At 63.6% G+C, this 18,064-nt stretch carries 19 protein-coding genes; 9 read left to right on the top strand and 10 right to left on the bottom strand.

The features are described from left to right. Nucleotides 1-22 precede the first annotated feature (22 nt). The gene (locus KRX12_RS09510) at nt 23-1,318 is read left to right on the top strand and encodes a hypothetical protein (protein ID WP_218366463.1); all 1,296 of its coding nucleotides are present in this window, start codon (nt 23-25) and stop codon (nt 1,316-1,318) included. Between the two features lie 36 nt (nt 1,319-1,354). Here the strand turns inward: KRX12_RS09510 and KRX12_RS09505 are convergent, their stop codons facing one another. Further along, a complete protein-coding gene (locus KRX12_RS09505; RefSeq protein WP_218365211.1) occupies nt 1,355-1,825 on the bottom strand; it encodes a hypothetical protein in 471 nt (156 codons plus the stop codon). Between the two features lie 98 nt (nt 1,826-1,923). On the opposite strand from KRX12_RS09505, the gene KRX12_RS09500 reads away from it, so the two are divergent. From KRX12_RS09500 to KRX12_RS11035, 3 genes are all read left to right on the top strand, one after another. Continuing rightward, complete coding sequence (locus KRX12_RS09500; RefSeq protein ID WP_218366462.1) at nt 1,924-2,946, top strand: diacylglycerol kinase family protein; 1,023 nt, start codon at nt 1,924-1,926, stop codon at nt 2,944-2,946. A gap of 383 nt (nt 2,947-3,329) precedes the next feature. After that, the gene (locus tag KRX12_RS09495; RefSeq protein WP_151529467.1) at nt 3,330-3,593 is read left to right on the top strand and encodes a WhiB family transcriptional regulator; all 264 of its coding nucleotides are present in this window, start codon (nt 3,330-3,332) and stop codon (nt 3,591-3,593) included. A 104-nt stretch (nt 3,594-3,697) separates the two neighbouring features. Further along, entirely contained in the window at nt 3,698-3,772 is a 75-nt protein-coding gene (locus tag KRX12_RS11035) for a 50S ribosomal protein bL37 (protein WP_370513275.1), read from the top strand. Between the two features lie 89 nt (nt 3,773-3,861). Here KRX12_RS11035 and rsrA read toward each other — a convergent pair whose 3' ends face one another. Genes rsrA through KRX12_RS09480 form a run of 3 tightly spaced genes read right to left on the bottom strand, consistent with a single transcriptional unit; the run spans nt 3,862 to nt 5,563 of the window. Beyond that, nucleotides 3,862-4,128, bottom strand: a complete 267-nt coding sequence (gene rsrA / locus KRX12_RS09490; RefSeq protein ID WP_218365213.1) for a mycothiol system anti-sigma-R factor — start codon at nt 4,126-4,128, stop codon at nt 3,862-3,864. Next, on the bottom strand, nt 4,125-4,793 hold the full coding sequence (locus tag KRX12_RS09485; protein WP_151550052.1) for a sigma-70 family RNA polymerase sigma factor: 669 nt from the start codon (nt 4,791-4,793) through the stop codon (nt 4,125-4,127). The genes rsrA and KRX12_RS09485 overlap by 4 nt, the downstream gene beginning before the upstream one ends. A gap of 50 nt (nt 4,794-4,843) precedes the next feature. Next, nucleotides 4,844-5,563, bottom strand: coding sequence for a metal-dependent transcriptional regulator (locus KRX12_RS09480; RefSeq protein WP_218366461.1), 720 nt, complete (start codon nt 5,561-5,563; stop codon nt 4,844-4,846). Nucleotides 5,564-5,628: 65 nt separating this feature from the next. On the opposite strand from KRX12_RS09480, the gene ybaK reads away from it, so the two are divergent. Further along, entirely contained in the window at nt 5,629-6,156 is a 528-nt protein-coding gene (gene ybaK, locus KRX12_RS09475) for a Cys-tRNA(Pro) deacylase (RefSeq protein WP_218365215.1), read from the top strand. 46 nt (nt 6,157-6,202) lie between these two features. Here ybaK and KRX12_RS09470 read toward each other — a convergent pair whose 3' ends face one another. Beyond that, nucleotides 6,203-6,880 (bottom strand): SOS response-associated peptidase, encoded by a 678-nt coding sequence (locus KRX12_RS09470; protein ID WP_218366460.1) that lies wholly within the window; start codon nt 6,878-6,880, stop codon nt 6,203-6,205. 110 nt (nt 6,881-6,990) lie between these two features. Between KRX12_RS09470 and aroA the strand changes: the two genes are divergently transcribed. Genes aroA through KRX12_RS09455 form a run of 3 tightly spaced genes read left to right on the top strand, consistent with a single transcriptional unit; the run spans nt 6,991 to nt 10,796 of the window. Beyond that, nucleotides 6,991-8,328 (top strand): 3-phosphoshikimate 1-carboxyvinyltransferase, encoded by a 1,338-nt coding sequence (gene aroA / locus KRX12_RS09465; protein WP_218366459.1) that lies wholly within the window; start codon nt 6,991-6,993, stop codon nt 8,326-8,328. A 9-nt stretch (nt 8,329-8,337) separates the two neighbouring features. After that, nucleotides 8,338-9,354 carry a ribosome small subunit-dependent GTPase A gene (gene rsgA, locus KRX12_RS09460; protein ID WP_218365218.1) on the top strand — a complete coding sequence of 339 codons (1,017 nt, stop codon included), beginning with the start codon at nt 8,338-8,340 and terminating at the stop codon, nt 9,352-9,354. Beyond that, complete coding sequence (locus KRX12_RS09455; RefSeq protein ID WP_370625573.1) at nt 9,351-10,796, top strand: chloride channel protein; 1,446 nt, start codon at nt 9,351-9,353, stop codon at nt 10,794-10,796. Before rsgA ends, KRX12_RS09455 begins: the two co-directional genes overlap by 4 nt. Here the strand turns inward: KRX12_RS09455 and KRX12_RS09450 are convergent, their stop codons facing one another. The 4 genes from KRX12_RS09450 to KRX12_RS09435 form a co-directional block, all read right to left on the bottom strand. After that, on the bottom strand, nt 10,797-12,086 hold the full coding sequence (locus KRX12_RS09450; RefSeq protein ID WP_218366458.1) for a fatty acid desaturase: 1,290 nt from the start codon (nt 12,084-12,086) through the stop codon (nt 10,797-10,799). A gap of 53 nt (nt 12,087-12,139) precedes the next feature. Next, entirely contained in the window at nt 12,140-13,249 is a 1,110-nt protein-coding gene (locus KRX12_RS09445) for an iron-sulfur cluster-binding domain-containing protein (protein WP_218365220.1), read from the bottom strand. A 106-nt stretch (nt 13,250-13,355) separates the two neighbouring features. After that, on the bottom strand, nt 13,356-13,862 hold the full coding sequence (locus KRX12_RS09440) for a hypothetical protein (protein ID WP_218365221.1): 507 nt from the start codon (nt 13,860-13,862) through the stop codon (nt 13,356-13,358). Between the two features lie 4 nt (nt 13,863-13,866). Continuing rightward, complete coding sequence (locus KRX12_RS09435) at nt 13,867-14,277, bottom strand: HAD family hydrolase (protein ID WP_151550060.1); 411 nt, start codon at nt 14,275-14,277, stop codon at nt 13,867-13,869. Nucleotides 14,278-14,464: 187 nt separating this feature from the next. Here KRX12_RS09435 and KRX12_RS09430 point away from each other — a divergent pair, with 187 nt between their 5' ends. Beyond that, nucleotides 14,465-15,055 (top strand): hypothetical protein, encoded by a 591-nt coding sequence (locus tag KRX12_RS09430; RefSeq protein ID WP_218366457.1) that lies wholly within the window; start codon nt 14,465-14,467, stop codon nt 15,053-15,055. A 48-nt stretch (nt 15,056-15,103) separates the two neighbouring features. Here the strand turns inward: KRX12_RS09430 and secA are convergent, their stop codons facing one another. Then, nucleotides 15,104-17,722, bottom strand: a complete 2,619-nt coding sequence (secA, locus tag KRX12_RS09425) for a preprotein translocase subunit SecA (protein ID WP_370625235.1) — start codon at nt 17,720-17,722, stop codon at nt 15,104-15,106. Between the last annotated feature and the right edge of the window lie 342 nt (nt 17,723-18,064).

Raw genomic sequence — 18,064 nt, 5'->3', positions numbered from 1 at the left:
AAGTGCGGTATCCTTCAGCCTCATGAGTTCACGCGATAGCGGTGCGGCTGGTGCTGCCACCCCTGCTCGGCGCCGCCTCACCCCCGCTGCGGGCTGGGCTGTGCTCGCGCTGCTGGTGGCGCTCGTCTGCGTGCTCACATATATCAGCGCCCCGGCCCGTCACGCGCATCTGCGCAGCTCCATCGGCCCGGAGGAGCAGCCGCCGCAGGTGCCGAGCATCGTCACCTCCTTCCCGGAGTCCATGCACAAGCAGTGGACGTTCACCACCGATTCCCCGCTGCACCAGCGGGATACCTATGTGATCGACGGGCTGGTGATCGCCGCGGAGGAGCACCGGGTATTCGCCTTCGACCCCGCCACCGAGACCGAGCGCTGGTCCTATGAGCGCAGCGATGCCACCGTCTGCGCGCTATCTTTGGCTTTTTCGCAGGTGATGGTGTCTTTCTCCACGGGCTTCGGCTGCGGTGAAACCACCGCCATCGATGCCGATACTGGCCGCTATAAGAGCACCCGCGCGGTGCTCACCGAAGAGCCCGTGCACTCGCTGCGCTCCAATGATGCCGCGGGGGTGTACAACGATGAACTGGTGGTGCTGTGGCGCTCGGATCTGGTGCGCACCATCCAGGTGGGTAAGGATCCCGCCCCGCAGGAGCGCGAACAGCTGGGCCGCGATTATTGCCGCATTGGCTCCGCTTTGACTCGTTTGAGCACCTTGGCCCTCATCGATATCTGCGCTCCTGAGCAGGCCGGAAATGACAGCGGCGCCCCTGTGGCGCGGCTGCACTTTTTCGACCGCAACCCCGAGGATTCCCGCAAACCGGAACCGGAGACAACCATCGAGCTCGAGCAGCCGGACGCCCAGCTTCTGGCCGTCGCTGAGGACGCCGCCGCGGTGTACTACCCGCCCCAAGACCTGCGCATCCAGGGCCGCATTGTCTCCTATGGCAGCAATGGCGAGGTACTAAGTGAGCGCGGCATAGCGCCGCTTTTCGATCCGCGCAACGTCATTCACGCCGATCTTCCCCACCACATCACGGTCTACACCGATCGCGGCCTCATCCTCTTCCACCCCACGACCCTTGCCGTGGAGCACATCTTCTCCGACGCCATCGGCTCCGGGGTGGCGATGGGCACCGATGCCGTGGCCTATCCCGTCCGAGATGGCCTCGCCCTCGCCGAGTGGCACCGGGGCAAGCGGATCGACCATGTCCGCGCCTCCATCGACGATGGCGCCGATTCCACCCCTATTAACCTGCGCCTTTCTGGGGATACGATTATCGCCCAACAGGGCTCAACGATCACAGGGTGGCGTCGATAATCGCTTATCGACGCCACCCTGCAGGCATATTCTCGACTAGTACTGCGCTGCCGCCCAGCGCACGGCGACCCCGTTGAAGAGCAGGCCCAAGCCGAGCAGGCCCACAATGCCCACCGCAATGGCCGAGGGGGTGTGCCCGGCGCTGTGAATATAGAAGGCAATGGGAATAAGCAGCATGTTGAGCATGAGCACGGGCGCACGACCCCAGCGCTTGCCGCGGGCGAGGAATAGGGCGGCCACGCAGACCGTGCCGAAGAAGATGAGAAAGACCACGCCGGTGCCGAAGCCGAGCAGATCGGCGCGCAGCTCATCTTCGAAAACGGCGGAGGCATCGCGATAACCCAGCAGGTCACGGGCCATGAGAAAGATGCCATACGCGATACCGAGGAGCCCCTCTACCCCGCCGAGTATCGCCGCCCAGCGAATGGGGGCGGGAACGGCGGATGCGGCCTGCTCTGCAGGCTGCGTGGACTCGGGGCTGCGGCGGGATTTTTCTGCTCTGCTCACAGAACATGAGTCTATACAATGCCGGTGGCTGCGCCCTAGACATCCCGCGGCGATGCGGCGCGCCGTCGCGGGAGCGGAATCCTTTACACTGGGGAATCGTGCGAAGCCTACTTTTGATGAACCCGAACTCCACGAGCGTCAGCCATGCCATTGTCCGCGATGTTGTGAGCGCGCTCGCGCCAGTGACGTCCATCAAGGCTGTCCATACGGCCTATCCGCAGCATGCCGAGGAGATCTGCGCTGGGCTGCGGCGCTCTGATTATGACGCCATCATTATTCTCGGCGGCGATGGCACTGTCGGCGAGGTGATCAACGGCTTGCTGGGCAAGGATGTCGATGCCCGCCCCGATGCTGCCGAGCTGCCGCGGCTGGTGATCATTCCCACCGGCTCCGCCAATGTCTATGCCCGCGCCCTCGGACTGCCCAATGATCCCACGGAGGCCGCCGCCGAGATCGCGGATCTGCTCCGCGAGGGCACGGTGCGGCGCCTGCCGCTGGCCATGGCCCATAATGTGGGCTCGGCAGAGACAAATCCGGACGATGATGAGTCCAAGCGCTGGCTCTGCGTGAACTTGGGTATCGGCATTGATGCCGCCGTGATTCACTCGATGGAGCAGGCCCGCAAGCGCGGCATCTCGGCCACCCCCGGCAAATACGCGCTTATTGCGGCACGCGCCTGGCGTCGCCTGCGGGCGCACCCGCCACATATCTCTTTCCGGGCGGAGACCGCCGGCACCGTGCGGGAGGAAAAAGAGCTGCCCTTGGTGGTGGTATCCAATACCAATCCCTGGACATTTGCCGGCCCCGTTCCGGTTGTGACCAACCCCGATGCCCGAACGGAAGGTGGCCTCTCAATCTTCGCTCTCACCAGCGCCGAAGGGGCCGGTGGCCTAGCGGCGTTGATGAAGACGGTGGGCTCGAATGTCCGATTCTGGTCTGCTTTGCCCGTGGATACCGGAGAAATCCAAGTTGACGATATCAACGCACTTACACTCACCCTGACAGAGAAGACGAAGTGGCAGCTAGACGGCGAGTTTATGGGCGAGACAGATCGCATCGATATCGTTTCTGTCCCCGATGTGATCGACGTGATCGCCCCTGAGAGCGCTCATTTTTCGTGAGATATGTCACTAATTTGGCGAAAGCTCTAGCCAAACAGACATAGTCGTGCAAGAATTCACTTCAGCGAAGGCAAAGAAAGCGCAACCCTTTGCCGAACTTCGGTAGAAGCAGAGATTAACCATACGTTAAACCCGCAGCTGAGACGGAAAGCTTAAGCGGCGGGCGTTAATTTTTCTCTCCACTGGCTTCACTGTAGCTAGCAAGCACGGCCCCCATTTTCTTGGGAGTCGCTCGTGCCCTCTACTAGCCGTAGGATGTCAGAACTGCGACGAGAAGAACGCCCCCATCCGGATCATCCGATGCGTACCCTGCCTTCACCCGAAACCGATAATTCACCCCAATAGATGCACAAAAGCTTTAGCTTAACTTTAAGGAGTACACCATGGACTGGCGCCACAACGCAGTTTGCCGCGACGAGGACCCCGAGCTCTTCTTCCCTGTAGGAAATTCCGGGCCCGCCCTGGCACAGATCGCCCGGGCAAAGCTGGTGTGCAACCGCTGCCCAGTAACCAACCACTGCCTCAAGTGGGCCCTCGAGTCCGGCCAGGATGCCGGCGTCTGGGGCGGTATGAGCGAGGACGAGCGCCGCGCCCTCAAGCGCCGCAATAAGGCGCTAGCGCGCCAGCGCTCCCGCGCCACCGTCTAGGAAGCATGAGTGCCGCAGTGAATTGTTCTCGCCGTCAGTGAGACGATACACTGGGCACTCAAACTTTCTTTTCATTCATACCCACCTCTAGGAAGGAGACCACTATGAGCAAGCGTGGTCGCAAGCGTAAGGACCGTCGTAAGAAGGGCGCTAACCACGGTAAGCGCCCCAACGCCTAAGCCACTGGCCTAGGCCCTAGCGCAGCAAAACCCAGCCTGGTTTCTTTTCAGAACCACGCTGGGTTTTCTCTTGTTCCCCACCACTGCGGCTAGCCGATGGTCCACTCCACGCGCATCTTGAAGCGGATGGTTTCGCGCAGCCGGGTGGGGGCTTTTTGGCAGCAGCACTGCCGCAGAAGCTCACGTACCTGCTCCTCTATTCCGAGCCGCTCAAAGCACTCTGGGCAGGCCTGGACATGCCGGCGCAGCTGTTCCCGCTCGACGGGGCTGCAATCCCCTTCCAGCAGCCGAGCGAGAGAGGCATAGGCGCGCTCGCAGCTTTCGGAGCATTCATGCTTGCGTCCGCAGTCTCTCATTGGCTCACCTTCCGCGTTGTTGTGGCCTGCTCGGTGCTGTCAGTCTCGGGCTCCACGCCGATGCCATGATCGGCAGCTACTTCTCTCAACGCATCGCGCAGCTGTCTTCTTCCCCGATGCAGCCGACTCATCACCGTTCCGAGGGGAGTGCCCATGATCTCCGCGATCTCCTTATAGGCCAGCCCCTCCACGTCTGCGTAGTAGACCACCATGCGATAGTCCTCGCTGAGCTGGTTCATCGCATCCGCAATCTGGGTATTCGGCAGCAGCTTCAATGCCTCCACCTCGGCGGATTCCAGCCCGGTGGAATCGTGGGTGGAGGTATTCATCAGTTGATGATCGGTGATCTCCTCGGTGGGCAGCTGCTGCGGCCGGCGCTTTTTCTTGCGATAGCTGTTGATATAGGTGTTGGTCATGATCCGGTACAGCCACGCCTTGAGATTGGTGCCCGGTTGGAAAGAGGAGAAGGCCTGATAGGCCTTGAAATAGGTTTCCTGCACGAGATCCTCGGCATCCGCCGGGTTGCGCGTCATGCGCAGCGCGCCACCATAGAGCTGATCCAGCAGCGGCAGGGCGTCGTCTTCGAAACGCTGCTCAAGGCTGCGCTCGTCCTCGCCTGCGCGCGCTCGGCTCGTGGCCTGTGCGTCCTCAGGTGTGTCCACCATGCTTATTCCCGTGGCTCCTGCCTCTATAGTCGCGGTGTGCGCCGTGCGTCCTAGTCGTCCTCATTTATTTTAGGGGCCGCCACATCCACACACCGCACCGCCTCCTCATTGAGCAGCACCGGCTCGGCCGACCAGGTGCCGTCAGCTGCGCCCACATAGAGTGCCGCCATGCCGTCGAAAGGCGGCTGCTCCACTCTGATGCGCGCCCCCGGCACGATGCCGTTATCGTTCAGATAGCGCAGGATATCCACGCTGTGATCGTGGATGCGCTCCACCACCGTGTCTGTGCCGGGAGCAACGGCTGCCAGCGACTGCCCACCCACGGTGTCGATCTCCCCACTCGCGCTGGGGATCGGATCCCCATGCGGGTCGCGGCTGGGGAACCCGAGAAAGCTATCAATCCGGCCGAGCAAACGATCAGAGATGGCGTGCTCGAGTAGCTCGGCCTCCTCGTGTACCTCGTCCCAGCCATAGTTCAGCGTTTCCACCAAAAAGCTTTCCACCAGCCGGTGCCGCCGCACCATCGCCAGGGCCAGCTGCCGCCCCTGCGCGGTGAGGGTGATGCCGCGATAGGGTTCGCGGTGAATATAGCCATTCTGCGCCAGCCTTTTCACCGCCTCAGAGGCCGTGGGGGCCTTCTGCCCCATCGTGGTGGCGAGCTCTTTCAACGACGCCGGCGCCTGCGTCCGCTCGCAAATATCAAAAATGTTCTTCAAGTAATCCTGGGTGCGCACTGGCAGATCAGTGATGGAAGGTACAGGCGTATCCATACTCTCTAAGCCTAGCGTTTGATCGCTGCGGCGCTAGGGCGATCCAGCGTTATAGTGTCTCCGTTATGGCAAAGAAAAAGAAAAAGGGTGCCGCGGGTGCCGCCACTCCCGCCCTGGCGATGCTGCGCGCGGCCGGAATCGAGCACCAGGTTCACGAGTTCGACGCCGGCCACGATCACTTCGGCCAGCAGGCTGCCGCAGCGCTCGGCGAGAGCGAGGGCGTCGCGGCCGCGGCCATCTTCAAAACCCTCGTGGTGGACTTAAGCGCCGGCCGTGGGCCCCGCCGCAGCCTCGCGGTGTGCTGCGTACCGGTCACCGGCTCGCTGTCGTTGAAGAAGGCCGCTCACGCCTTCGGTGTATCCAAGGTGAGCATGGCGGATCCGCATGACGCCGAAAAGTCCTCCGGCTATATCACCGGCGGGATCTCCCCACTGGGGCAGAAGAAACTCCTGCCCACGCGTATCGACGCCAGCGCCACGGCGCATCCGACCATCTATGTCTCCGGCGGCAAGCGCGGGCTCGATATCCAGCTCCGCGCCAGCGATATGGCCGCCGTCCTCGGCGCTGAATTCAGCGATCTCGCCGCACCCTAGGACGACAACAGGGCGCGGCAGCAGGTGAGCGTCGATAAGCGTGCTGCTAGGAGATCAGCTCGGGATAATCATTGCCCACCCGGCCCACGGCCCTATCGGCTGGGGTGGTGATGACACTCGCGCGCAGGGACTCCGGCGACGGCCCAGAGACGATGGCCTCCGCCGCCTGCTGATCCTGGGTGAGCCACGCCTGGGCCTCCTCGGCGGTGAGCAGGCGCGGCATGCGATCATGCAGCCACGCAAGCGGCTCGGCGCTGGCGGTGGTGATGATCGTGGTGGAGAGCTGCTCCAGCCCGGTGGCGACCACGCCCGCAGCCCACAGCAGCTCGCCGTCCTCCCGGTGGACAAAGTGCGGCTGCTTATCCTTCCACTCGTAATAGCCATCCATGGGAATCACACAGCGGGAATGGGCGAAGGCGTCGCGGAAGGACGGCTTGGTGGCGACGGTTTCAGCTCGGGCATTAAAGAGCACGGGACCGGTGCTGTCCTTCTTCCAATGCGGCAGCAAGCCCCACCGTGCGGCCCGCAGGCTCAGCGGAGCCGTCGGAGCGGCATCGCTGAGCAGCTCGCTAGAAACAAATACCGGCACCGCGTGGGTGGGGGCGATATTGTAGCGCGGCGGCGGGCAGCCCTGGGGCGCGTCGATCTCCGCCACCCCGAGTACCCGCTGGGCATGGCGCAGCAGCTCCTGCTCAGTGGTGAATAAAACAAAACGACCACACATAGTGCCCATTGTGCCAGCAGCCTGGCCACGCATCCCCCGTATGCTCACAATCACCTGCGGTTTTAGGGCGCATCGACGACGCCACCGGGCCCTAGCCCTAGAATCGAGGTATGGATTCAGCACGCATGCCCCTGTGGGACAGCCCATTTGTGACGGACCCTGTACGCGCCCGCGTACACATCCCCGGATCGAAGTCGATGACGAACCGCGCGCTCATCTTAGCCGCGCTCGCCGACGGGCCCTCCACCATCTCCGGGGCGCTGCGCAGCCGCGATACCGACCTGATGATCGCCGCCCTCAAAGCCCTGGGCGTCTCTATCAGCGATATCTCCCCCTCCCATGGCAGCCCCAATATCGAATTGCGCGTGCAACCCCAGCCGCTGTCGGGCACCACCATCGATTGCGGACTGGCCGGTACCCTCATGCGTTTCCTGCCCTCGGTGGCAGCACTCGCCGATGGCACCGTCTTCTTCGACGGCGATGCCCAAGCCCGCACCCGCCCCATGAGCGCGGTACTCAACGGCCTGCGCGGGCTGGGCGCGGATATCAACGGCACCCGGCTGCCCTTCGCGGTGCACGGCACCGGCAGCCTGGAGGGAGGCACGATCGCTATCGACGCCTCCGGCTCCTCCCAATTCGTATCCGGCCTGCTGCTGGCCGCCGCCCGCTTCGACAAGGGCATCGAGCTGCGCCACACCGGCACCGTGCTGCCCTCCCAACCACATATCGATATGACCATCGACATGCTGCGCGAGGCAGGCGTAGAGGTGGACACCTCCGAGCGCCACGTGTGGCGGGTACGCCCCGGCACCATCCGGGGCCGGCACTGGGCTATCGAACCCGATCTCTCCAACGCCACCCCCTTCCTTGCGGCGGCCGCGGTTACCGGCGGCGAGGTGAGCATCCCCCACTGGCCGCACACCACCACCCAGCCCGGGGACGAGATTCGCTCCATCCTCACCCGCATGGGCGCACAGGCCGAGCTGCACTCGCGCGGCGATAGCCACGACCTCGTGGTCACCGGCCCCAGCGATGGCCGGCTGCGCGGCATCGATATCGAGATGAGCGATATCGGCGAGCTCACCCCCACCGTGGCCGCCCTGGCCACCCTGGCCGATTCCCGCTCGTTCCTGCGCGGTATCGCGCATTTGCGCGGGCATGAAACCGATCGCCTCGAGGCATTAAGCACCGAGATCACCCGGCTCGGCGGGCGCTGCGAGGCACACGCAGACGGGCTCACCATCACCCCAGCGCCGCTGCACGGCGGGGTATGGCACAGCTACCACGATCACCGCATGGCCACCGCCGGGGCCATTATCGGCCTCGTCACCGAGGGGGTACAGGTGGAAAATATCGACACCACCGCAAAAACCCTGCCCGGTTTCGACACCATGTGGGCGCAGATGATCGACGGCGCACAACCCGCCGCCCCGACACGGCACGAGTGAGGTGAGATAGTGAGTAGATCCCGGCGCGATTTTGATGAATCCGATGTAAAAATCCGCCCCTCTCGGGGCTCGCGGCCGCGCACGAAACACCGCCCCAAGCACAAAGACGCCGAGTTTGGCATGGTGATTAGCAAAGACCGCGGCCGCTGGGGCGTCGCCTTAGATGGCCGCGCCCCTGCGGACACCGTGACCTGCATGCGCGCCCGGGAGCTGGGTCGCACCGCCATCGAGGTGGGCGATCGCGTGGGCGTGGTGGGCGATACCAGCGGCAAGCCCGGCACCTTGGCCCGCATTGTGAAACTCAGCGAGCGCTCCTCGGTGCTGCGCCGCACCGCCGACGATACCGACCCCTATGAGCGGATCGTGGTGGCCAATGCCCAGAAGCTACTCATTGTGTGCGCCGTGGCCGATCCCCCGCCCCGGGCCGGCTTTGTGGAACGTGCTCTGGTGGCGGCCTATGTGGGTAATCTCTCGCCGGTACTGTGCTTGACCAAATCCGATCTGGCCGATCCTTCTGCCTTTGCCGCCGAGTTCGCCGCCCTCGAGGTGCCGGTGGTGGTGTGCGGGATTAACGATCCCCTCGATGAGCTCAATGCCCTCATCGACGGCCAGGTCTCCGCACTCATAGGCCATTCCGGGGTGGGGAAATCCACCTTGGTCAACCGCATCGTGGCGGATGCGGATCGCGCGACCGGTGAAGTCTCGGGCGTGGGCAAGGGACGCCACACCTCCACCCAATCGGTGGCGCTGCCCCTCGACTCCGGCAGCGGCTGGATTATTGACACCCCAGGTATTCGCTCCTTCGGGCTGGCCCATGTCACCCCAGAGAACGTGATCGCGGTGTTTGATGATCTCGCGGCCGCCGCCGAGACGTGTTCGCGCGGCTGCACCCACCTCGGGCCTCCTGCCGATCCTGAGTGCGGATTAGACGATTTGGACGGCCCCTCAGCTCGCCGCGCCGAGGCGGTGCGCCTGCTGCTCACGTCTTTGCACTCCAATGATGAATGGGAGATGAAAAACCTGTGAGCAGTACCCAGCGCCCAGCAGAGGATAGCGAGGCAGCCAGCGAGGACACCGCCGCGGCCAGCGGCGGTGCAGCCAACGGCGGGGCCACGGATACGGCGGCACGCGCCAGCTCCGATCGCGCCCCGGCGGATAGTGGCGACACCGGCGCCCGCGGCCGCAAGGGCACCGGCGCAGCCACCCCGCAGGCCCGACTCAAGCGCCTCGCCTTGCTGTGTATCTACACGCTCATCGTGGGAGTGGGCACTGGCCTCGGGGCCGCGGCGCTGGTGAAAACGATGCAGATGGTGGAAATGCTGGTCTATGGCCGCCACGAAGGCATGACGGCCCACCTCACCGCCGGCACCACCGCCGCCCAACGCTTCTGGGGTATCACCATCGCTGGGCTTTTGGCCGGTGTGGCCTACTATCTGCTGCAAACCAAGGGCAAGCCGATTCGCTCGGTGACCGAGGGCATGAAGGGCAAGCCCATGCCCGTGCTATCGACCCTCATCAACGCCTTTTTGCAGATGATCACCGTGGCCGCCGGCGCCTCGGTGGGCCGCGAGAACGCTCCCCGCGAACTCGGCGCCATGATGTCCAGCCAGCTCTCGCACCGGCTGGAATTGGATTCGGAAACCCGCCGTATTCTGGTGGCGGCCGCAGCCGGCGCCGGCTTGGGCGCGATCTATCACATCCCCCTCGCTGGGGCGATCTTCGCCGTGGAGATTCTCCTCGGATCCATCACTATTCGCGCGATGATGACCGTGCTGGCCTGCTCCGCGGTGGCCACAGTGACCTCCGGCATCGTGGTGGGCAATGATCCGCTCTATGCCACCATTCCGCTCTCTGAGGGCTGGGGCAATCTGGGGGCCGCGATCATCGTGGGCGCACTCTGCGGCTTGCTGGGCGTGGTGTTTCGCAGCGCTATTTCTCGCGCAGAGAGCAATAAGACCCACGGCGCAGCCATGATGTGGACCATCCCCGCGGCCTTCATTCTGGTGGGGCTGATGTCTATCTATCTGCCCACTGTGCTCGGCAATGGCCGTCTCGCCGCCACCGAGGTGCTGGTGGGCCGACCGGCCCTCACCTTCGCTGCGGCCCTGTTAGTGGCCAAGGGCATCGCCGTGTTTGTCACCTTGCGTTCCGGCGCGGTCGGCGGTGTGCTCACCCCGGGCTTCGCCATCGGTGCGCTCGCCGGCTATTGCATCGGCGTGTTCCTCCAGCCCTTCATGCCGGGGCTGCCGGCCTCGGACTTCGCGCTGCTGGGCTGCGCCAGCTTCCTCTCTACCTCCATGGCCGCACCGCTATTCGCGGTGATCGTCACCATCGAGTTCACCGGCCAAACCTCCAGCGCCTATCTCGCGCTGTTCTTGGCCGCCGCCACCGCCTCCCTCGCGGGACGCGCCGCCAGCGAGACCATGAAGATCCCGCTGAACGTGACGATGCCGTGGAACCGGCCCTAATTAGCGGCGCAGCGGGGTACGGCCGGAGAAGTTCAGCATTACTTCTTTCACCCCGGGGCGGATCTTCTTCAGCATGATCAGCCCCGTGGCCAGGCCGCGGCGCACCCCGTTCTCGCCCTCGCCCACGTGGAGATACTGCTCCACCGGGAACTTATCGCTGAAGGCCGCATTGGAGCGCACCTCCGGGGCGTTGTCCTTATCGGCCACCATAAAGCGCGGCGGCAGGCTCAGCTTGAGCAGAGTCTTTTGCACCTTGAAGAACTGCTCCGGGAAGGAACCGGTGTGATAGGGCAGGTCATAGTCGCGGGCGACCTTCTCCACCTTCTTGCCCACCTCGGCCAGGCGGTTGGAGGGCATGGTGGGAAAGAGGTGGTGCTCGATCTGGTAGTTGAGGTTGCCGGAGAGCACGCTCAGCAGGAAACCGCCGCGGAAGTTGGCCGAGCCCAGCATCTGGCGCAGGTACCACTGGTTGTGGTCCTCGGTGGCGTGCTGCTTCTTGGTGAAGGTTTCGGTCTCATCCGGGAAGTGCCCGCAGAAGATCACCGAATAGGCCCATAGGTTACGGATCAAGTTGGCGAGCATATTGCCCTTGAGCATCGTGCCGCCCAAGCCGAAGGGAAGCGCCACGAGCGGGAAGATGGCGTAGTCCTTGGCCATCTGGTTGCGCACCTTGGCGATGGTCTGCCAGAGCTTCGGCTTGGTCTCCTCCCAGGTGGCCTTGCCGGCGGGAATCTTGCCCAGCTCCACATCGTAGAATGCCACCGCCCACTGGAAGAAGGTGGCCAAGATGGTGTTGGTCAGCGGCTGCGCCAGGTGATAGGGCTGCCACTTGCGGTCACGAGTCACGCGCAACACGCCATATCCCACGTCATTGTCCATGCCGAGGACGTTGGTGAAGGTGTGGTGGATGTAGTTATGCGAGTGCATCCACTGCTCCGACGGGCAGTTATTGTCCCATTCCCACGTGGTGGAGTGCACCGTGGGATCGTTCATCCAGTCCCACTGGCCGTGCATCACATTGTGGCCGATTTCGAGGTTCTCGAGGACCTTCGACAGCGCCAATAGCCCGGTGCCGGTGGCAAAGGCCGTCTTGTTCTTGCCGAAGAACAGCGCCGCGCGGCCGGCAATTTCGCAGCCGCGCTGCACCCGAATCAGGTTCGTAATATAGCGCGCATCGCGCTCTCCCAGATCAGACTCCACCTCTTGCTTGATTGCGTCGAAGCGAGCTCCGATGGCGGCGATGTCCTCGTCCGTGAGATGCGAATAAGCGCGAATGTTATCGATAGCCATGTCTCTGTGTCTCTCCTTCGCGTTGCAGCGATTGTGCAGTAATTGTGCTGGTTTTAGATACTGACGTCCCCGCAGGGCACCGAGTTACACACGCGCACTCGCTCCCCTGGGCCGCAGGTTTGGCCGGTGGTCAAATCCATAACCTGGCCCTCCTTGATCTCTTGGACGCAGGTATGGCAAATACCCATGCGGCAGCCATGTGGCAGGGCCACCCCGATGCTTTCCGCAGCCTCCAGCACCGTGGTGGCGCCATCGACTTCCACCGAGGCATTGCTTCCAATGCTCACCACACCGCCCGGGTTGGATCCCGCCTTCGAGCGGTCCAAGGTGAAGCGCTCGCTGCGGATCTGGCTGGGATCATCCAGCACGGCACCCAGCTCGTCCTCTGCGGCGCGGATCATCTCCTCGGGGCCACAGACATAGACGGCGTAGCTGGATATCTCCGGGATGGCGTCGATAAGCGACTGCATAGTCATCCGCCCCTGCTCGCTGGTAATGGTCAGCAGCAGGCGAACATTCGGATGCGTGCCGAGATGCTCGAGCTCCTCGGCAAAGAGCAGATCGGAGCGTTCCCGCACCGAATGGGCAATAACAATGGTGGTGTCTTCGATGGCGCCGGTATCCGCGATATAGCGCAGCATGCTGATGATGGGGGTAATGCCCGTGCCGGCGGAGATAAAGAGCAGGTGATCGGCCACGGGATCGGTGAGGTGAAAATCTCCTGCGGGCGCGGCGAGGCGAATCGCCATCCCGGCGCGGGCGTGGGAGATGAGATGCTGCGAGACCATGCCGCCGTCGATCGCGCGCACGGTGATGTGGAAGATAGAGTCGCTGCCCTGCACCGGGGCGTTGGTCAGCGAATAGCTGCGCCAGACGAAACGGCCATCGATGGGCAGGCCAATACCGATGAACTGCCCCGCTTGAAAGTCCAAGGGCACTCCCCAGCCGGGAGCGATCTCCAGGCTGACGGTGCGCTCGTTGAGTGCTTCAATCCGAGTGATCTCGCCGCGCAGCTCGCGCGTCGACCACCGGTGGTTGAGCAACGCGGTGTAGTCATCGGGAAGCAGGGGGTGAGTGATCGCGCCGAGAGCGCGACGGAACTTCCGTAGCCGGTCCGGGCTGAAGCGGCGGCTACGCGGGGTATCGGCAGGTGGGGTGGCCACAGCTAGGCCTCCAAAATATTTTCTCTCCAAGAAATAACTATTACGTTAGCGTACCTTAGCCCCGACCACCCCACCTGTCTAGTTTTACCCCCGAAATCTCAGCCAGCTAGAGTAACTCCACTACAAAGGGCAGTTCGGTGGGGTCGTACCACGCCAAGAAGTGCTCGGCGGCGTCCCCCACCGCCAATTGCGCATCCTCATCGCCCAGCTCCGCGGCATCCAATACGGCGAGTGCGCGCTCGATATCAGCTTCCGCGTCCTCGAGGTCAATATGCAGCGCGGCCACATCGCGCAGCGCCACCTCGGCAGGGCTAAGCCGCACCACCGACTCGCCCATCTCCGGCTGGAATTCCACGGCGTCATCGTCCACATCCGCGCTGATCACCACGCGGCGATGGGGGAAACGCTGCTCGCTATCGATAGCCAAAAGCCGGATGGAGGCCAGCGCCGCATCGTCGAAGGCGACCTCGGAGAGCTCCTCATCATCGCCGCTGGTGTAGAACTCGCGCAGCGCCGGGGTGAGGGCAAAAGCCCACCCATTGCGGGCGTGGATCACGCTCTCGCTGTGCAGCTGCTCAAGCATGGGAAAGGTGGCCGGAAGATAGACGCGCATCGTCTTAGAATTCCCCTTCGATCTCGAAGACGCCGGCGATCTCCACGATGGCGCGATCAAATTGCTGGAAGTACACGCCGATCAGGCCGGCCTCCACAGCGCCGCGCACGTTCACGATGGAATCATCCACCATCACCAGGTCCTTACGCTCCAACTCCAAGGTGTCGGCCGCGAATTGGAAGGCCTCCACGGTGGGCTTTTCCGCGCCGATCTCGCCGGAGAGAAGCACCGCATCGACGATGCCGCGGAACTCCCACTCGCGGATCTCATCCGCACCGGGGCCGCCGGGATCATTGGACAAAATGGCGATCGGTGCGCCCTTCTTCCGCAGCGCCGAGAAGAAGTTACGCCAGCGACGCTGCACCTCTTCTGAGCCATCGAGCACTCCCACATAATCCACTACCAGTCCGCGCATTGTTCTCCTTGTGTTGTTGCTATCGCCCCAGGGGCGCATCTATGCAGGCACGGCGGGCGCCGCGCTGCTAACCATGCCATACTATACGCGGGACACAGGGGGATTCCACGGGCCACAAGCCGCCACGCGGCCGCGGGCTGCTTTCCGCGATCGCGCACCTCCCGCGCAGGAAGGCCCTATGAGAGCCATGAGCGCCCAGAGCTCGCCTTTTATCTCCATCGCCGGTAGCACCCATCTGAAAAAGCTGCCCCCAGCCGCGGCGCTATCCGCCGCCACCGCATCCGCCACATCCGCCGCCGAATCGGCACTCTCCCTTGCAGAGTCGCGGCGCCATCTCGGCGGCGGGGCGGCACCATCCGCGGCACACTCCGGCGCCCAGCCCGGCACCGCCCCCAGAGCGCGCCAGCCCCGCCGGCTTTCGGATCTGCACAGCATCGCCCAACCTCCGGTGAGCAGAATGCTGGCGGTGATGAGCGGGGCCGCGGAGCCCAGCACCCTCGCTCCTGCCCGCTTCGCCCTGCAGGTTCGCGCTCATGTGGCCATGATGCGTCGGCTCATCGCCGCCCAGAAAGTCGCGGCGGATTCCACTCCCCCACCTATCGCTGAGCTGCGGGTGATCCCGGATGTCTACCGCCCCGACCGCTTCGACTTTGTGGTGCGCCTCGGCCAGCCACTGGGCGCAGTGAGCCACCACCGCTTCATGGCCGGGGCCATGCAGCTGCACGCGCATAAAACAACCCGCAGGCTGTGGTGTGTTCACACGCTGCGGGTGTTTTAAGCGGCGCCGCCCGCAGCTGATGTGCTGCGGGCGGCGGGGCGGGCGAGTTTAGCTCTCGGCGGGCCCGCGGTAGGTGCGCTTGGACTCGGCCTCGCGCACCTTGGCTACATCTCCGCCGATGTCCTCGGCGTCGATCTTGCCATCGTTGTTGATGTCGGCGGTGCCGGCCTCTTCCATCTTGGGCACAAACTGCTGGCGCAGCAGGAAGAGCTGGCGGACAGTTTCTTCCTTGATGCCGTCCTTCATGGCATTGAACATGTCGCCGCCCTCCTTCTGGTATTCCACCAGCGGATCGCGCTGTGCCATGGCGCGCAGGCCGATGCCCTCCTTGAGATAGTCCATCTCATAGAGGTGCTCGCGCCACTTCTGGTCCACGATGGACAAGATGATGGTGCGCTCCAAGTTGCGCATCTGCTCCTCGCCGCCGAGGGAGGTGACGGCCTCCTCCAGCTGGGCATAGCAGGAGCGGGCGTCGTCGATCAGCGCCTGGCGCAGCTCCTCGGCGGAGAGCTCGCCGGCCGCTCCATACTCGGTGCCGTCGATGAGCTCCTGGTACTCGAAGCTGGGGCCATAGAGCGCCTCGAGGGCGTTCCACAGCTCAGTGAGGTCCCAGTCCTCGACGTAGCCGACCTCGGTGGCGGCGGCGACATAGGCCGAGAGGGTTTCGTCGATCATGTTCTTCACGAAGGGCTCGACGTCCATGCCCTCGAGGATCTCGCGGCGCTCGCCGTAGACCACCTTGCGCTGCTCGTTCATCACTTCGTCGTACTTGAGCACGTTCTTGCGCGCCTCGAAGTTCTGGTTCTCCACCTGCGACTGCGCGGTCTTGATGGAGTTAGACACCATCTTCGCTTCGATCGGCACATCGTCCGGCACATTCAGGCGGTTCATCATGGACTCGATGGCCTGGCCGCGGAAACGCACCATGAGCTCATCGCGCAGCGAGAGGTAGAAGCGGGTCTCGCCCGGATCGCCCTGGCGGCCGGAACGGCCACGCAGCTGATTATCGATGCGGCGGGACTCGTGACGCTCGGTACCCAGCACATAGAGGCCACCGGCCTCGCGCACCTGCTCGGCGTATTTCTCGGAGCGCTTCTTGGCCTCGGCGATGGCCTCGTCCCAGGCCTCCTCGTACTCCTCCGGCTTCTCCACCGGATCCAAGCCGCGCTCACGCAAGGCCAAGTCCGCGAGGATATCCGGGTTGCCGCCCAGCACGATGTCCGTACCACGGCCGGCCATGTTGGTGGCCACGGTGACATTGCCCGGCAAGCCCGCCTGGGCCACATACTGGGCCTCTTGCTCGTGGTGCTTGGCATTGAGCACATTGTGCTTGATGCCGCGGCGTTGCAGCAGGGTGGACAGGTACTCGGAACGCTCCACGGAGGTGGTACCCACCAGCACCGGCTGGCCCTTCTCCACACGCTCGGCGATGTCATCGGCCACGGCCGCGAACTTCGCCTCCTGCGTCTTGTAGATCAAGTCGGGCTCGTCGCTGCGCTGGTTGGGGCGGTTCGGCGGCACCGCGATCACGTCGAGTTTATAGATTTGGTGCAGCTCGGCGGCCTCGGTCTCGGCGGTACCCGTCATGCCGGCGAGCTTGTCGTAGAGGCGGAAGTAGTTCTGCAGGGTGATGGTCGCGAGAGTCTGGTTCTCGTTTTTGATCTCCACCTGCTCCTTGGCCTCAATGGCCTGGTGCATGCCCTCGTTATAGCGGCGACCAGAAAGCACACGTCCGGTGAACTCATCCACGATCATGACTTCACCGTTGCGCACGATGTAGTCCTTATCGCGGGTGAACAGCTCCTTGGCCTTGAGCGCATTGTTCAGGTAGCTGACCAGCTGCGAGTGCTCGGGGGCATAAAGATTGTCGATGCCGAGCTGGTCCTCGACGAAGGAGACGCCCTCTTCCTTCACCCCGATGGTGCGCTTGCGCACGTCCACTTCATAGTGGATGTCCTTCTTCATGCGCGGCGCGATCTGCGAGAAGGCGGTGTACCACTGCGAGGTTCCCTCCACGGCGCCGGAAATAATCAGCGGGGTGCGGGCCTCGTCGATGAGGATGGAGTCCACCTCGTCCACGATGGCGTAGTGGTGGCCGCGCTGCACCAAATCGTTGAGCGAGCGCGCCATATTGTCTCGCAGATAGTCGAAACCGAACTCATTATTGGTGCCATACGTGATGTCGGCAGCATAGGCTTCACGACGCTGCGCTGGGGTTTTGGTAGCCAGAATCACGTCGGTACGCAGCCCCAAGAAGCGGTGGACACGACCCATCCACTCGGAGTCACGCTTAGCCAGGTAGTCGTTCACGGTGACCACGTGCACACCCTTGCCCTCGAGGGCATTGAGATAGGCGGGCAGCACACAGGTGAGCGTCTTACCCTCACCGGTCTTCATTTCGGCCACATTGCCGAAGTGCAGGGCACCGCCGCCCATGATCTGCACCGGGTAGTGCTTCTGGCCGAGCACACGCCACGACGCCTCGCGTGCCACCGCGAATGCCTCAACCACGAGGTCATCGACGGTTTCGCCGTCCTCGAGGCGCTTTTTGAACTCGTCGGTCTTTGCACGCAGCTCATCATCGCTGAGCTTTTCGTAATCCGATTCCACTGCGATGACCTGATCAGCGAGGTGACGCAGACGCTTCACAGCGCGCCCCTCACCCATCCGGAGTAGCTTTGACAGTCCTAGCACAGGCTCTACTTTTCCTTATATATCGACAACCGGAGCGACGCGCCGCCACCGCGCCCTTCATCGGCGCGGCGCACGACACACCCACGTTCAAGCTTTTGCTTCGTGCAGCATAACGCACTATCGAAGATGAAGATAAGGCGCAGCTGCCACAAGTCTGTGCCTATTGTACGCACCCCAGCACCCAGACGATGCAGCATGCCCTAAGAGCACAGCCCCGCCGGCTGGCTGGAGGGTGCAGCTAACCCGCCCGAGCTGGGCGGGCCGGACACAGCAGCGACCCGCCCCGAGCTTCTCTGCTCCGGGCGGGTCGAATGG

It is taken from the genome of Corynebacterium sp. TAE3-ERU2 (assembly GCF_019209955.1).
GTDB classification, from domain to species: Bacteria; Actinomycetota; Actinomycetes; order Mycobacteriales; family Mycobacteriaceae; genus Corynebacterium; species Corynebacterium megadyptis.
The sequence above is the reverse complement of the archived record's forward strand: the minus strand, read 5'-3'. Positions and strand labels throughout refer to the sequence as shown.